Source organism: Pseudomonas sp. SWRI179, from assembly GCF_014268705.1.
Taxonomy (GTDB): domain Bacteria; phylum Pseudomonadota; class Gammaproteobacteria; order Pseudomonadales; family Pseudomonadaceae; genus Aquipseudomonas; species Aquipseudomonas zanjanensis.
Map to the genome: position 1 here is coordinate 44,972 of NZ_JABWRA010000020.1, position 14,592 is coordinate 59,563.

Annotated in this window: 15 protein-coding genes; 5 read left to right on the forward strand and 10 right to left on the reverse strand. The window is 60.6% G+C overall.

Translation table 11 applies throughout. The features are described from left to right. The first annotated feature begins 388 nt into the window (after window positions 1-388). The gene (locus HU767_RS13645; protein WP_186729750.1) at window positions 389-1,315 is read left to right on the forward strand and encodes a LysR family transcriptional regulator; all 927 of its coding nucleotides are present in this window, start codon (window positions 389-391) and stop codon (window positions 1,313-1,315) included. On the opposite strand, the gene HU767_RS13650 is transcribed toward HU767_RS13645, so the two are convergent. The 10 genes from HU767_RS13650 to HU767_RS13695 form a co-directional block, all read right to left on the reverse strand. Further along, entirely contained in the window at window positions 1,232-1,549 is a 318-nt protein-coding gene (locus tag HU767_RS13650; protein WP_186707272.1) for an AzlD domain-containing protein, read from the reverse strand. The genes HU767_RS13645 and HU767_RS13650 overlap by 84 nt on opposite strands. Continuing rightward, a complete protein-coding gene (locus HU767_RS13655; protein WP_186707273.1) occupies window positions 1,528-2,241 on the reverse strand; it encodes an AzlC family ABC transporter permease in 714 nt (237 codons plus the stop codon). The genes HU767_RS13650 and HU767_RS13655 overlap by 22 nt, the downstream gene beginning before the upstream one ends. Further along, window positions 2,238-2,675 (reverse strand): GNAT family N-acetyltransferase, encoded by a 438-nt coding sequence (locus HU767_RS13660; RefSeq protein WP_186707274.1) that lies wholly within the window; start codon window positions 2,673-2,675, stop codon window positions 2,238-2,240. The genes HU767_RS13655 and HU767_RS13660 overlap by 4 nt, the downstream gene beginning before the upstream one ends. A gap of 13 nt (window positions 2,676-2,688) precedes the next feature. Next, on the reverse strand, window positions 2,689-3,435 hold the full coding sequence (locus HU767_RS13665; RefSeq protein ID WP_186729751.1) for a 2OG-Fe dioxygenase family protein: 747 nt from the start codon (window positions 3,433-3,435) through the stop codon (window positions 2,689-2,691). 290 nt (window positions 3,436-3,725) lie between these two features. Beyond that, window positions 3,726-5,012 (reverse strand): OprD family porin, encoded by a 1,287-nt coding sequence (locus HU767_RS13670; protein ID WP_186707276.1) that lies wholly within the window; start codon window positions 5,010-5,012, stop codon window positions 3,726-3,728. A 249-nt stretch (window positions 5,013-5,261) separates the two neighbouring features. Beyond that, window positions 5,262-5,933: a DsbA family protein gene (locus tag HU767_RS13675; RefSeq protein ID WP_186707277.1), complete on the reverse strand. Its 672-nt coding sequence runs from the start codon at window positions 5,931-5,933 to the stop codon at window positions 5,262-5,264. Window positions 5,934-6,236: 303 nt separating this feature from the next. After that, window positions 6,237-6,437: a hypothetical protein gene (locus HU767_RS13680; RefSeq protein ID WP_057449186.1), complete on the reverse strand. Its 201-nt coding sequence runs from the start codon at window positions 6,435-6,437 to the stop codon at window positions 6,237-6,239. Window positions 6,438-6,680: 243 nt separating this feature from the next. Further along, window positions 6,681-7,787 (reverse strand): agmatine deiminase, encoded by a 1,107-nt coding sequence (aguA, locus tag HU767_RS13685; RefSeq protein WP_186729752.1) that lies wholly within the window; start codon window positions 7,785-7,787, stop codon window positions 6,681-6,683. 28 nt (window positions 7,788-7,815) lie between these two features. Next, a complete protein-coding gene (locus tag HU767_RS13690; protein WP_186729753.1) occupies window positions 7,816-8,028 on the reverse strand; it encodes a hypothetical protein in 213 nt (70 codons plus the stop codon). Between the two features lie 20 nt (window positions 8,029-8,048). Continuing rightward, window positions 8,049-10,961, reverse strand: coding sequence for an aminotransferase (locus tag HU767_RS13695; RefSeq protein WP_186729754.1), 2,913 nt, complete (start codon window positions 10,959-10,961; stop codon window positions 8,049-8,051). Window positions 10,962-11,168: 207 nt separating this feature from the next. Between HU767_RS13695 and rfbB the strand changes: the two genes are divergently transcribed. From rfbB to rfbD, 4 genes are read left to right on the forward strand one after another with little or no spacing between them, the layout of a single operon-like run. After that, window positions 11,169-12,251 carry a dTDP-glucose 4,6-dehydratase gene (rfbB, locus tag HU767_RS13700; protein ID WP_186707280.1) on the forward strand — a complete coding sequence of 361 codons (1,083 nt, stop codon included), beginning with the start codon at window positions 11,169-11,171 and terminating at the stop codon, window positions 12,249-12,251. Beyond that, window positions 12,248-13,123 (forward strand): glucose-1-phosphate thymidylyltransferase RfbA, encoded by an 876-nt coding sequence (rfbA, locus tag HU767_RS13705; protein WP_186707281.1) that lies wholly within the window; start codon window positions 12,248-12,250, stop codon window positions 13,121-13,123. Before rfbB ends, rfbA begins: the two co-directional genes overlap by 4 nt. Continuing rightward, on the forward strand, window positions 13,120-13,665 hold the full coding sequence (rfbC, locus tag HU767_RS13710) for a dTDP-4-dehydrorhamnose 3,5-epimerase (protein WP_186707282.1): 546 nt from the start codon (window positions 13,120-13,122) through the stop codon (window positions 13,663-13,665). The genes rfbA and rfbC overlap by 4 nt, the downstream gene beginning before the upstream one ends. Then, window positions 13,662-14,546, forward strand: coding sequence for a dTDP-4-dehydrorhamnose reductase (rfbD, locus tag HU767_RS13715; protein ID WP_186729755.1), 885 nt, complete (start codon window positions 13,662-13,664; stop codon window positions 14,544-14,546). The genes rfbC and rfbD overlap by 4 nt, the downstream gene beginning before the upstream one ends. Window positions 14,547-14,592 lie beyond the last annotated feature (46 nt).

Sequence of the window (14,592 nt, forward strand, 5' to 3'; positions counted from 1 at the left end):
GTGACCTTCAGCAACCACTTGCATGTTTCGTAGACGCCGGCAATTGCCTTTATCCAACCGATCCAGACGTGGCGATGCCTCTTTAATGTAAGCGCCACATTTCAACCGTTCGAACAACGCGCGGATATCAGCCAGAGTCTTTTCTTTCCTGGGAAATTTCTGACAAAGTTGCAGGCAAAGCGGTAACCAGGCGAACGATGCAAGCCAATTCACGCCAAACCGGCAAACCCCCCAAATCCCGCATAAGCTCCAACCATCGCCTCCCGGCGCTTTTTGGCACAAAATCGCGACAAGCGTGGCAAGGTGCATGATGATAGCCAGCATGACCATCTGGCCCGGTTCAGATGCATAACAATAGCGAGCCCACTTAAGCAGAGGGCATTACCTCATGGATAGCAGAACCCTACGCAACCTCATGCGTATCGTGCAGACCGGCTCGTTGTCGGCAGCGGCCGAGCATTCGTGCCTCACGGTGCAGGCGTTGGCGGCGCAGTTGAACAAGGTCGAGGAGCAGTTCGGTTTCCGGTTGTTCCGGCGTTCGAACAAAGGCCTGACGTTGACGAGCCAGGGCTCGGAACTGACCCCCTTCATGGATCAGGTGCTGATTGCCACCCGGCAATTGGAAGAAAAAGTCGCAGCGCTCAAGACGCCGCGACAGCGCACGCTCAAAGTGGCGCTCAATACCACCCTGCCGGCGGAGTTCAACCGGCGGATGATCGACCGATTGATCGCGGTGTTTCCCCAGTATCAGTTGGAGTTCAGCTACGCCGAGTCGATGGAGAACCTGAGCAAGCTCAGGAATGAAGATTTTGACCTGGCGATCCTGATCGGGCAGCAACAGGGTGGTTTTACCAGCATCACCATGCCGGATGTGCAGGTGCGGGTGGTCGGTGCCCATTGTGGCGACGAGGACGATTCCCTTGGCCTGCTCGGTGACAAGTTCCAGGTGCGTCCGGCAGAAGAATGTCCGTATTCCCACAGCTTCCTGCGTTTTCTCGACGCTGGCCTGGGCGAATACGGGTCGAGCCAGCGCATGGTCTATTCCTGCAGTGAAACGCTGACGTTGTCGCTGATCACGCAGCTCGACGGCCTGGGCCTGGTGTCCCGGGAGGCCGCGCTGGGCAACGGCCTGGCGATTTTCCCGGACTTCGAGGATTTCCTTGAGGTCCGCCTGGCGGTGAACAATCCCGAGTTATCTGGGCAGGCGCTGCACGATGTGGTGGACCTGAGGCTACAGGAACGAACCGAGCGCGATGTACGCCGCCGTGCCCAGCGCCACACTGAGAAACAGGTTGCGGCTGAAATACGCACATAACAGCGTCGGGATCGCGGCATAAAATTCAGGGCGATCGAGTTGTATCTGCTGGTCCTTGATCAACAACGGGGTCAGGCTGATGGCAGCGACGATTGCCACGGGCAGGTATTCCAAGGCACGGGCGACGAAGGGCGGCCAGTGGTCGGTATTGATCTGCAACGGCAGGGCGCGCGGCAGGAAGGTCACGGCCATCATCAGGACCACGACCAGGATCAGGAACGTTTGGTCAGGCATACGCCTACCCCGCAGCCAACGAACGTGGCGATGAAGACGTTGAACGGCGAGTTGCCCAGCAGGCTCAGCCCGCCCATGCAGACGACAGCCGCCAGGGCCGCGATCAGTTTGTTGCGGGTGTCGCACAACGAAACCAGCACATAGAGCATCATCGCCGTCAGGGCATAGTCGAGCTGGTATTTGATGAGGTGCGCCGCGTATTGCGCACACACTGCGCCCAGCAAGCCACCGAGCACCCAGGATGTATGGCAGAACAGGTTGAAGCCGACCAGGTAGCGCACGCTCACCGGCGCCCCGCTGCCGAGCTTGACGCTGTGGAACGCGAATGACTCGTCCGTCAGCCCCGCCGCGTAGCACCAGCGTTCGAAACGACTGAGCCCCAGCGCGCGCAGGGCCTTGGCCATGTAGACCGACATCAGCATGTGCCGGGCATTGATCAGAAACGTGGTGAGCACGATCGTGGTCAGCGAGGCACCGCTGGAAATCAACGCCAGCGCCGCGAATTGCGAAGCGCCCGCGTAGACGAACAGGCACATCGCCACCGGCAACCACAGGGGCAGCCCGGCGTTGACCGCCATCAGACCGAACACAAACGAAACCGTGAAATAACCCGCTACCACCGGACTGGCTTCAGCAAAGGTACGCGAGGCTTGTGGTTCGACCGCCAGCGGCTGGCTGGAAGTCTTGTTCATAAATCCCTCTCGAAGGTGATTTCACCCCGAGGCTCACAGAACCCCTGGGCGGCCCAGAAACGCTTGCCGGCCAGATTAGCATCGTCGACGAAAAGGAACATGCGCAGCACGCCCACCCGCTTCATGTCTGCCGATGCCGCTTCGACCAGACGCTGGCCCAGGCCTTTGGTGCGATGCTGCGGGCTGACCGCCAGGTGATTGATCGTGCCGCGGGTGCCGAGCATGCCGCCGATCACCGCGCCCACCACTTCACCGCTCGCATCGATGGCCAGGTACGCGGTGGTGGTGTCCTGCAACAACACGCCGCGCAAGAATCGGGCATCCTGCCATTCGCAGAACGACACTTCGTCGAAACCGCGAAAGAATCGCTCCAGCCGCTCGGCGTCCCGGACCATGGCCCGACGCAACAGGACTTGCTGCGTCAGGTCGTCCATGGGTTCGAGCCGTTCAGCGAACAATGTCGAAAGCGGTCCCGGGCCGCGAGAAGGAAATGGCGAGGATCTGCCGGTACGCCATGTCATGGCTATGGGTGTTGCGCGCCGGGGTTACGTAATGGCGCATGTCGCGATCCAGGAAAAACGTGGTGTCGAGAATGTCCTCGTAGGTCGTCGCCGCCAGCTGTTCTTCCTGGGCGGTGTACAAGCGGCTTTCCGCCCCCGCCACATTCTGACGGCCCCAGAAGTGCACGCCGCTGAACGGATAACCGTCGCAGTGAATCCCTTCAGGAGTGATTTCCAGCTGTTTGCCCGGCTTGATTTCGATGCGGATCTGATGGATCTGGCACTGCCAGATTTCATCGTGCAGTTCCTGCGGCAGGACGTTCTTGTACACCTCGAAGTCCGTGTCGATCAGGCTGCGCATCACCGGCGAGTTGATCACTTCGTTGGAGAAGTCCTCGAAGTGCCGCTCCAGTCCGCCGACATAGCTGTTGTTGGCCTTGGACTGAACGTAGGCCCGGTGTTCGAGCTGCGTGAGCTCACGGGTCGTTGGGTTGTATTCGAAGTCGCTGTAGCGGCGAAAACGCATGCCTGAGTCGGCCTGGCCGTAGTAACTGTCGGGCTCCATGTTTTCCCAGCTTTTGGTCAGCCGGACAAAGTCGCCGAAATGACCGTAGAGGTTGAAGTCCCCACCGCGAACGTTGACGTATTTGTCACGTCTCAGCGCTTCGCCCACTTCCCTGTTCAGAACGATCATTTTTCATAGGTCTCCACTGCGTTGAGCGGCCTAATCTAGTAGGTGCAGGATTTACGTCCATGAGAAAGTATTTGAGGCATTTCAAGCGGCGCTTGAAACGGCGGGCAACGTTACATAAAGACGACTTTTTCTCGGGGAAACAGGCGATTCCAGCGGCTTTTCTTGAGCTAAAAGCAAAAAGAACCCGAGCTTGGCGTCGCCATGCTGTTCACTTCAGGCAGGCATGAATCAACGGTGGCGAGGGAGCTTGCTCCCTCGCCACCGTTATCGACTTACAACCTGATCAGGCATCAGAAGACGCTGATCGGATAATCCACGAACACCCGCAGCTCATTGCCGCTGACGTTGTACTCGCTGGATTTCTGCGACACCCGCAACACAGAGCTGCGCAACCTGACACTCAAGTCCTTGGCCGGGCCGTTCTGGACCACGTACTTGAACTGGTTGAAGATCTCGCGCTCGGTCCCGCCTTCGCTGGTGGACGTGGTGATGTTATCGCCACGTACGTAAGCGACGTTATAGGTCAGGCCCGGTACGCCGAAGGTGGTGAAGTCCAGGCCGTAGCCCAACTGCCAGCTGCGCTCGTCCTCAGCGTTGAAGTCGGACCAGTAGGAGTTGGCCAGGTAGATCGTGTTACCGCCATCACCCACACGGTTCTGCTCGCGCTGATAGCCGCCGTAGGCGTAGCCCAGGTTGCTGTCGCCGGTGCTGCGCTGGTGGGCGAGCGTGAAGCTGTGAGGGCCGGTGGCGAAAGTAGCGGCCAGGCTCCAGATCTTGTTGTCGTCGCCGGTGACGTTGTTTTCACGAACGTAGCTGTCGTCCAGCTTGGTGCGATAACCGTTGAAGTCCAGGGTCAGGGATTGATCCTTGGCCAGTGGGAACACGTAGTTGGCGTTTACGTATTGCTTCTTCAATACATCTTCGACATCCGAGGCGTAGAGCGAAGCCTTGAACTGCTCGGTGAACTGATAGCTGCCGCCCAACACGTTGATCGACTTCAGGCCACCACTGTCATGGCCTTCGGCGCTCTTGCGCGATTCGGCGGTGAAACGGCCGGCGTTCAGTTCCAGCCCCTTGATCTCCTTGGAGGTGATCAGCGTGCCGGTATAGCTTTCCGGCAGCAGGCGCGAATTGTCATAGCTCAGCACCGGCAGGGCCGGCATCTGGTCACCGTAGGCCAGTACGGTATTGGAAACGCGGAACTTGACCGCCGCACCGAACTTGGACAAATCATCGGCCGCGCTGCCGCTGTCGCCTTGCTTGAAGAAGTCGATGCCTTGCGCACCGCTACGCCCCTTGCCGCCATCCAGACGCAACGCGTACAGGCCAAAGGCATCGACACCCACGCCCACCGTGCCTTGGGTGAAACCGGACGAGAACGTACCGATGGCCGCCTGGCCCCATTCGGCCTTGTCTTCTCTGCCGTCCTTGTAGTCGCGGTTCATATAAGCGTTGCGCAACAGCACTTTCAAGCTGCTGTCTTCAACGAACCCCTTTGACTCCGCCTGGTCATTGGCCATGGCGTGTGTCGTGCTCAAGATCCCCAATGCGATCAAACTGATGCGCTTGTTCAACATGATTATTTTCCTTGTACGGGTTGATACGCACCGCGGCGAGCAGCCGAAATGGCGCTTTGCGCTCTTTTTCGGACTCTTGCTCCTGGAAATAATGAAAAGGCCCGCCCACGTCTGATCGTGTCGGGCCTTTTTATTATTTAAGAGTCATGGCTGTCAGCCACAGGCGTAGGACGAATCGTAGTCGCGCCCTCAACGGTGTGTCAATTTCGTGAATCGTCTGTAATTAGGCGAAAAACATCTAAGAATCGATCAAAGCGAACAGTCGTTCAAACCGCAAGTCGCTGATGGCGCCGATGCCTGCTCCGGCACGGCTCGCTTCAGCCATTGGGCGAATGCCTCGGGCTTGCCCAGCCAGGAGCCGATGTCGATCAATGTGAACTGGCCGTCCCGCTCTAGAGCCAAGGTTGGAAAGCCCTGACCGCCAACCTGAGCGAGCAAGGCGCGACTGGCCTTGATATGCCTCTGCACATCAGCCGCGCGGAACGCCGCCAGGAACGCCTGGGCCGGCAGGCCAATGGATTGAGCGAGCTCCAGCAGGACGGTTTCGTCCGCAACGCGCCGCCCTTCGACGTAGTGTGCGGTTTGCAGCCGTCCTAGCAGTTCCAGGCCATGGCCGCCGAGCTGTTCGGCCGCAAGGACGGCGGCGGTCGGCGGCGCCGAATCGAACACCGCGCTGTGGTCGCGCAGCAAACCGTCGAAATAGGCCTCGCCAAAGGGCTGCCCGGAGTATTCGGCGATGCGCCGGTCGTGGGGCATCACATAATTGCGCAATTGTGGCGAGACCTGCTGGCGATTGGTGCCGGTCATCATGCCGCCGCCATGGGCGATCACTGGCAATACAGCCTGGGCCGCCTGCACCAGCGGTTTGGCACCGTAGCACCAACCGCACAGCGGGTCGTAGATATAATGGAGAGTGGTCATGGGAAACTCCGCTAGCCATGGGGATTCGATGGCAGCAGGGTAGCCTCGCGAGCGCTGCGGAAAAACGCCGGAACGGCTTTCAGTGTGTTTCGTGGATCGGGCGAATGCCCAGAATTGAACACCATCCTCTGTGGGAGCGGGCTTGCTCGCGAAAGCGGTGTGTCAGTCACCGCATAGGTAGCTGACCCGACGCCTTCGCGAGCAAGCCCGCTCCCACAGGGAAATTGCATCAATCCACAAATCCAGCGGACACAAAAAAAGCGCTGCCATCCCGGCCAGCGCTTTTTATCAATCCGTCGAATTCTATCCTTGCATCACATCCCACAGTGCTTCCAGCTCAGCCTCGCTGAACAGGCCAGCAGGGTACCGCTCAACGATCATCCGGCGCGGATCAGGTTCTCTGATCTGACGCGTTCCGTTGGACTTCAACCACTGCGCCAACGCTTGAAGCGACTCACCATTAACGGCCAAGGGATGGCATGTGCGCTCGCTTGTCATATTCATTCCAGCGCCCTCTCCTGGTTGATGAGCGGCTAATTTATCCAAGGTTTATGACAAAACAACTCAGTTCCCTCCCCGGAACTGCTGCTGATCCAATACAAGAGCTATGCCAATCCATCCCTGCCCACCCACGAACGGACACAAAAAAACCCGCGACCCAATCGGGCCGCGGGCTTGCCAGGATGGATCCAAAATCACCGGTTTAGAGCCGGCGCTGGCGATATCACCAGGCTGTTACATCGCCACTCACTTTGCCCGCGGCGCGGGTTGCTGTTGGGTAAGGCAATGGATATTCCCGCCGCCCAGTAACAGTTCGCGTCCTGGCACCATGACCACTTCGTGCTGCGGGAACAGGTTCTGCAGGATTTCCCTGGCCGGTGCATCCAGCGGGTCGTCAAAACTCGGCGCGATGATGCCGCCGTTGACGATCAGGAAGTTCACATAGGAACCGGCCAGTCGCACGCTTGGGTTGCGTTCCTGGGAACCCTCCACCGCATCCACGCCCGCGCATTCCTCTGCGGTGGCATACAACGGCCCCGGGATCGGCATTTTATGCACTGTAAACGAGCGCCCCTTGGTATCCGTGCTGTTTTGCAGCACGTCCAACGCCGCGTGGCAGCGGGTGTAGTTCGGGTTTTGCGGGTCGTCGGTCCAGGCAAGCAGGACTTCGCCAGGCCGTACGTAACAGCAGAAGTTATCCACATGACCGTCGGTTTCGTCATTAAACAGACCGTCCGGCAGCCAGATGATCTTATCCACGGCCAATTGCGCACTGAGCACCGCCTCGATCTCCTCACGGCTCATGTGCGGGTTGCGATTGCGGTTGAGCAGGCACTCCTCGGTGGTGATCACGGTGCCTTCGCCGTCCACATGAATCGACCCACCCTCGAGTACGAAACCTTCGGTGCGATAACGTGGGCTGCGCTCGAGCTCGAGGATCTTGCCGGCCACTTGCGAATCACGGTTCCACGGCGCGTACAGGCCGCCGTCAAAGCCGCCCCAGGCATTGAAGTCCCAGTCAATACCGCGCACTTCACCGCTGTCGTTGATCACGAACGTCGGGCCGGTATCGCGGACCCAGGCGTCGTCGCTGGACATTTCCACCAGGCGGATATTCGGCACGTCGAGGCGCGCCCGGGCATTTTCGTATTGGCCCGCGGACACCGCCACGGTCACCGGTTCAAAACGGGCGATGGCCTTGGCGACCGCCACGTGGGCAGCCTGTGCGGGCTTTCCGCCCAGGCGCCAGTTGTCCGGGCGCTCTGGCCAGATCATCCAGACCTGGGTCTGGGTCGCCCATTCGGCAGGCATGTGGAAACCATCCGCGCGCGGAGTGCTGTGCAACGTTGTCATGGGTCATCTCCTGGGCGATAGGCAGTGGTCACTTTATAGACGATAAATATCGACTAATAAAGTCACAAAAACCGAAATCAATCAAAAATCCTCTTAAAACATCGACAAAAATCGATTTTATGACGAGAAAACCTGTGGGAGCGGGCTTGCTCGCGAAGGCGGCGGCACATTCAGCATCAATGCCATCTGAACCACCGCTTTCGCGAGCAAGCCCGCTCCCACAGGGGGAATACAGCTTCACAGCTCGGCATTCCAGATCGATTACAGCCCCTCGTCCAATACCTTCATCAGCATATCGACAAAGAAATCCACACTCTGGCGCGTAGTCACCATCGGCGGTTTGATCTTGAGGATGTTCAGGTAATCACCCGTCGGCTGCATGAAGATGCCCAGCTCCCGCAAGCGATTGCACAGCACAGTGGTTTCCTCAGTGGCCGGCTCCAACGTGTCGCGGTCGCGGATCAGCTCCACGCCCAGGTAGAACCCTGAACCGTGCACTGCGCCGACCAATGGATACTGATCGATCAAGGCCTCCAGTCGAGCCTTGAAATGCCCGCCAACCACCCGGGCGTTTTCCCAGAGATTGTCCTCTTCCATGACATCCAGCACCGCCATGCCGATCTGGCAACTGACCGGGCTGCCGCCGGCCGACGAGAAGAAATACCCCTCGGCCTCCAGCGCCTCGGCGATTTCCCGGCGAGTGATGACCGCGCCCAGCGGCTGGCCGTTGCCCATGCCCTTGGCCATGGTGATGATGTCCGGCACCACGCCTTGCTCTTCGAAGCCCCAGAAAAACTCGCCCATGCGCCCGTAACCGACCTGCACCTCGTCGGCGATGCAGACCCCACCGCGCTCGCGCACCATCGCGTAGACCTGCTTCAGGTAACCGGGCGGCAGTGCGATCCCACCGGCGTTGCCGTAGACCGGCTCGCAGATGAAACCGGCCAGTTGGCGTTTGCTCTCGGCAATTTTCGCCAGCTTGTGTTCGACGCTGCGCACGTAGTCCGGCGCACTGTCTGGGCCGCGGAATTCGCCGCGATAAGTGTTCGGCGCGGTCACCGGGTGCACCCAGTCCGGGCGGCTGCTCAGGGCCTGGGGGTTGTCGGCGATGGAGGTCGATACCGCATCGGCGGCCACCGACCAGCCGTGGTAAGCCTCCAGCACGCTGAGCATGTCCCGTCCGCCGCTGTAGGCCCAGGCCAGGCGGATCGCCAGGTCGTTGGCCTCGGTGCCGCTGTTGACCAGGAACACTCGGTCCATGTTGGAGGGCGACAGCGCCAGCAGGCGCTCGGAAAACTCGGCGATCGCCGCATAGTGGAAACGCGAGTTAGTATTGAGCAGCGACCATTGCCGGGCAGCCACCGCCGCCATGCGTGGATGGCCATGGCCCAGCACCGCGACGTTGTTGAGCATGTCCAGGTAGGAGCGCCCCTGCATGTCGATCAGGTGGTTGCGCCAGCCACGCTCGATGCGCGGCGGATCGACGTAATAGTGTTTCTGCGAACGGGCAAAGCTCGCATCGCGACGAGCCAGCAGCGCCTCGGGATCGGTCTCCGGCTCGGCATCGCACGCCAGCCCCAGCAGCACCGCCGGCGAAGGGCAAAGCGCCTGCCAGGCCAGGGCCCTGGAGGGCGTGCAGAACAGTGGCGGATTCACGTGGGCGCCCCGGCACAACTGGACACACAGCGACCCCGTCACTTCGCCCAGCACCTGCCCCTTGACCAGCGCCGCGCCGGAATGCAGCGGCGACGTCACCCCCCACAAGCGCACGCTCAACTGTGCACTGTCCAGTTGCAACATGCCGTCGGCAGACGTGTGCACAACCCCGGCGAACGGAGATTCGAGCGGCGTTCCCCGCGGCACACTCAACGCCACGTGCAAGGGATAAGTGTCGGGTTCGACGGCGCTGTCCGGCCGAGTGCGAGACAAGCGGTACTGCCCATAGCGGCTGGCCGCCAGGCCGTGAACACCCGCGGCTTCATCCAGCAGGCGCTGGTCGATCCCCGGCTGCTCCCAATTGCCGGCCTCGAAATGCGGGCTCAGCACTCCCAGGTCGATCAGGGCGAACTCGCGCCCTACCAGGGTCGGCAAAAGCGGCGCAAAGCCCTCGCTGGCAATGACCGGCAGGTTGTGGCCGACGGCGGTGAGAATCGCCGCTTCCATGAGTTCGAAGGGCACCGAATGGGCGACGCGGAAAATCTCCCACTCATGGGCCAGGTTGTCGCGGCTGTAGTGGTTGTCCGGGTCGATGGAAACCTGCTGCTCACCGCTGAGCACCAGCACCGCGGCGCGCGCCACGATCAGCGGCCACAGCGCCAACAGTTCCTGGCGCTGCAAGGGGTTGATCGCGTGGTAGGCCTTGATCGCCGGCAAGATAAAGAACGGATCGCCGTCGGCGTGATGCAGCAGGGCTGCGCACGTCACCGACAAGTCAGTGATGCGCCAGGTACGGATCAGGTCGCCGAAATCGATAACGCCCTGCAATTGCCATTGGCGCTGGGCATCGCGCTGCCAGACCACGTTGTCATCAGTGATGTCCATGTGGATCGCCTGCACCGGCAGGCTGGCCTTGAGCGGCTGCAAGCGCCGCTCGGCCTGTTGCGCGACCTCGGCGACCCGATGCCGTCGTGTTTCATCCTTGATGACAGGCAGCAGGTAATCGACCAGGGCCGGGGCGTGGCGCGCGTCCCATTGCAGGGTGCGCTCCAGGCCCGGGTGGTCGAATGTGGCCAGGGCCAGGTCCATTTCCGCGCACAGACTGCCCAGGCCAATGACAAGCTCGGGGGGCAGGTGCTTGAGCTGCGTGAGGGACTGGCCGTCGATGTATTCCAGCAGACGCATGTGAATCGCTTGGCCGTCGACGTCCAAGGTCAGCAGGTCCTGGCCATTCATCGCCGCAATGACCCGCGGCACTTTCACCGCGTCGTGTCCGGCCAAGTGCTTGAGCGCGGCATGTTGGGCCTGGATTTCCTGGACAACGTAGTCGCCGTGGCAAATTTTCAACACAAAGCGTCCGCGCTCGCTGTCGACGCGGTAGTTGAGGTCCTGGTTGCTGCCAAGGGGTCGCAGGTCGCCGCTGAGTCCGTAATTCGAGCGCAACAGCACCAGCGCTTGCTCGGCGCTGATCTGTGGGCTTGGCAAACTGGCGCGGTGAACCAACGTAGCGAGTGGCATACAACGACCCCTGAGGTGGTTTTGTTCGGATGCCTATCTCGCCACCGAGTCGGGGGATAAGCAACCCCCCTGTTCAAAAATATGCACAGCCCTCCTAGGAAGCTGTATAGGAGGCTGTGTCCATGGGATATTCGCTTGCACCGCTCCCGCCATGCCGACAAGCTATGCTCCTACGCTTTGTCGTACCACGGAAAAAGGCTTACCCGGATGCGCATTCTCATCACTGGCGGTGCTGGCTTCATCGGCTCGGCGCTCATACGGCACTTGATTCTCGATACCGAACATCAGGTCCTGAACCTCGACAAGCTGACCTACGCTGGCAACCTCGAGTCCCTGAGCAGCATCGATCACGACAGCCGCTACGAGTTCGTCCAGGCCGACATAGTGGATCAAGCGGCTGTCAGTGCGGTGCTGGCGCGATTCCAACCTGACGCCATCATGCACCTGGCGGCCGAGTCCCATGTGGACCGCTCCATCGATGGCCCGGCGGACTTCATCCAGACCAACATCGTGGGCACCTACAGCCTGCTGGAAGCCACCCGCGCGTATTGGCAGGCTTTGGCAGAACCGCATAAGCGCGCGTTTCGCTTCCACCACATCTCCACCGATGAAGTGTATGGCGACTTGCACGGCGTGGATGACCTGTTCACCGAAACCACTGCCTATGCCCCAAGCTCCCCGTATTCGGCGAGCAAGGCGGCGTCCGATCATCTGGTCCGCGCCTGGCAACGCACCTACGGCTTGCCTGTGCTGTTGACCAACTGCTCGAACAACTACGGGCCGTTCCACTTCCCCGAAAAACTGATTCCCCTGGTGATTCTCAACGCGCTGGCCGGTAAACCGCTGCCGGTCTACGGCAACGGCCAGCAAGTGCGCGACTGGCTGTTCGTCGAAGACCATGCCCGGGCGCTGCTCAAAGTCGTCACCCAAGGTGCGATCGGCGAGACGTACAACATCGGCGGGCACAACGAGCAGAAAAACATCGACGTGGTGCGCAGCATCTGCGCGCTGCTCGAAGAACTGGCGCCACGCAAACCCGAAGGCGTCGAGCACTATGCCGACCTGATCAGCTTCGTCCAGGACCGCCCCGGCCATGACCTGCGTTACGCCATCGACGCCAGCAAGATCGAACGGGAACTGGGCTGGACACCTCAAGAAACCTTCGAGACCGGGCTGCGCAAGACGGTGCAGTGGTATCTGGAAAACCTGCTGTGGTGCCAACGGGTCCAGGACGGCAGTTACCAGGGCGAGCGCCTGGGCTCGCTCGACAACAAGGATGCAATTGCATGATGAAAGGAATTGTTCTGGCCGGCGGTTCCGGCACCCGCCTGCACCCGATTACCCTCGGGGTTTCCAAGCAGCTATTGCCGATTTATGACAAACCGATGATCTATTACCCGATCTCGGTGCTGATGCTCGCAGGCATCAAGGACATCCTGATTATTTCCACCCCTCAGGATCTGCCGCAATACCGCAACCTGTTGGGCGACGGTCAACAGTTTGGTGTGAATTTCAACTATGCCGAGCAGCCGTCGCCCGATGGTTTGGCCCAGGCGTTCCTGATCGGCGAGCAGTTCATTGGCAGCGATTCTGTGTGCCTGATCCTGGGCGACAACATTTTCCACGGCCAGTATTTTGGCGAGCAACTTCGGACCGCCATCAACCGACCGAGTGGCGCCACGGTGTTCGGGTACTGGGTCAAGGACCCTGAGCGATTTGGCGTGATCGACTTCGATGCAGAAGGGCGGGCGATGTCCATCGAAGAAAAACCTACCGCACCCAAATCCAGCTACGCGGTGACCGGCCTGTATTTCTACGACAATGATGTGATCGAGATCGCCAAGGCCATCAAGCCATCCAAACGCGGCGAACTGGAAATCACCGACGTCAACAATGCGTACCTGCAACGCGGCGACCTGCACGTCGAGCGCTTCGGCCGTGGTTTCGCCTGGTTGGACACCGGCACCCACGACAGCCTGCTGGAAGCCTCGCAATACGTACAGACCATCGAACATCGCCAAGGCCTGAAAGTGGCATGCCTGGAAGAAATTGCCTACCAGCAAGGTTGGGTCAGCCGCGAGCACATCCTTGAGCGCGCCCAGTATTTTGGCAAGACCGGCTACGGCCAGTACCTGTTCAAGATCGTCGGAGAAACACGTTGAACGTCATCGCCACCCGTTTGCCGGACGTCTTGATCATCGAACCGAAAGTCTTCGGTGATGATCGGGGTTTTTTCTACGAAAGCTTCAATGCCCGGGCATTTGCCGAGGCGACCGGCAGCACCCTGCCGTTCGTCCAGGACAATCACTCACGCTCCACCCGGGGCGTGCTGCGGGGCCTGCACTACCAGATCGAACAGGCCCAGGGGAAACTCGTGCGCGTCACGGCGGGGGAGGTGCTGGATATCGCGGTGGACATTCGCCGCAGCTCGCCGACCTTCGGCCAATGGGCGGGCGTTCGCCTGTCGGCGCAAAACCATCGGCAGCTGTGGGTGCCGCCAGGGTTTGCCCACGGTTTCGTCGTGCTCAGCGAATCGGCGGACTTCCTCTACAAGACCACCGATTACTACGCGCCCTCATCTGAACGCTGCATCCGCTGGGACGATCCGCAACTGACCATCGATTGGGAACTGGAAGGCGCGCCCATCCTCTCGGCCAAGGACCAGAACGGCAAGCCCTTGCACGAGGCAGACCTGTTCCCATGAGTACGCCCTTGCGCATCCTGATCATCGGCCGCAATGGCCAGGTTTCCCGAGCGCTCCAGTCGCGCCTGAGCGGCATGGGCGAGTTGCTCGTACGCGGCAGCGACCAGCTTGACCTGGCGCAGGCGGATTCCTTGCGCGCCCCCATCAAGGCCCTGAGACCCGACGTGATCATCAATGCCGCCGCCCACACGGCCGTCGACCAGGCTGAGAGCGAGCCGGAACGGGCGTTCGCCATCAATGCCACGGCGCCGGGCATCCTGGCCCAGGCAGCGGCCGAACTGGGCATACCGTTGATTCACTACTCCACCGACTACGTCTTCGATGGCCTCAAGCCCACCCCCTACACCGAGGACGACACGCCCAACCCGCTGAGCGTCTACGGGCGCAGCAAACTGGCCGGCGAAAATGCCATCCGCCAGGCTGGCGGCCAGCACCTGATCCTGCGCACCAGTTGGGTGTATTCCACCGAGGGCCGCAATTTCCTGTTGACCATGCAGCGCCTGTTGCAGGAAAAACCGCAGCTGCGGGTGGTTGCCGATCAGATTGGCGCACCGACCTGGGCGGGCACCATTGCCGACAGCACCGTCCAACTGATCGAACGCTGGCAGAGCGGTCAAACCGGAGCCTGGGGCACCTATCACCTGACCGCCCGGGGGGAGACGTCCTGGTTCGGTTTCGCCCAGGCCATCGGCGAAAACCTGCTCGAGCGACACAAGCCGTGCGCGCTACTGGAGCCCATTGCCTCCAGCGATTATCCGACGCCGGCCCCTCGACCGTTGAACTCGCGCCTGGATTGCAGCCGCCTGTCCACGGAATGGGTGGTGAGCCAGCCCGACTGGCGAAGCGCGTTGCAGCGGTGTCTGGCCGGACAAGCCTGGTAAGGCCTTACAAATAGTATTTGCGAGACAACTAGGCATAATACGCCTG

Excerpts from the sequence above, each read along its gene's own strand:
- HU767_RS13645 (WP_186729750.1), top strand. The coding sequence starts at position 389 with ATGGATAGCAGAACCCTACGCAACCTCATGCGTATCGTGCAGACCGGC.
- HU767_RS13650 (WP_186707272.1), bottom strand. The coding sequence starts at position 1,549 with ATGCCTGACCAAACGTTCCTGATCCTGGTCGTGGTCCTGATGATGGCC.
- HU767_RS13655 (WP_186707273.1), bottom strand. The coding sequence starts at position 2,241 with ATGAACAAGACTTCCAGCCAGCCGCTGGCGGTCGAACCACAAGCCTCG.
- HU767_RS13660 (WP_186707274.1), bottom strand. The coding sequence starts at position 2,675 with ATGGACGACCTGACGCAGCAAGTCCTGTTGCGTCGGGCCATGGTCCGG.
- HU767_RS13665 (WP_186729751.1), bottom strand. The coding sequence starts at position 3,435 with ATGATCGTTCTGAACAGGGAAGTGGGCGAAGCGCTGAGACGTGACAAA.
- HU767_RS13670 (WP_186707276.1), bottom strand. The coding sequence starts at position 5,012 with ATGTTGAACAAGCGCATCAGTTTGATCGCATTGGGGATCTTGAGCACG.
- HU767_RS13675 (WP_186707277.1), bottom strand. The coding sequence starts at position 5,933 with ATGACCACTCTCCATTATATCTACGACCCGCTGTGCGGTTGGTGCTAC.
- HU767_RS13680 (WP_057449186.1), bottom strand. The coding sequence starts at position 6,437 with ATGAATATGACAAGCGAGCGCACATGCCATCCCTTGGCCGTTAATGGT.
- aguA (WP_186729752.1), bottom strand. The coding sequence starts at position 7,787 with ATGACAACGTTGCACAGCACTCCGCGCGCGGATGGTTTCCACATGCCT.
- HU767_RS13695 (WP_186729754.1), bottom strand. The coding sequence starts at position 10,961 with ATGCCACTCGCTACGTTGGTTCACCGCGCCAGTTTGCCAAGCCCACAG.
- rfbB (WP_186707280.1), top strand. The coding sequence starts at position 11,169 with ATGCGCATTCTCATCACTGGCGGTGCTGGCTTCATCGGCTCGGCGCTC.
- rfbA (WP_186707281.1), top strand. The coding sequence starts at position 12,248 with ATGATGAAAGGAATTGTTCTGGCCGGCGGTTCCGGCACCCGCCTGCAC.
- rfbD (WP_186729755.1), top strand. The coding sequence starts at position 13,662 with ATGAGTACGCCCTTGCGCATCCTGATCATCGGCCGCAATGGCCAGGTT.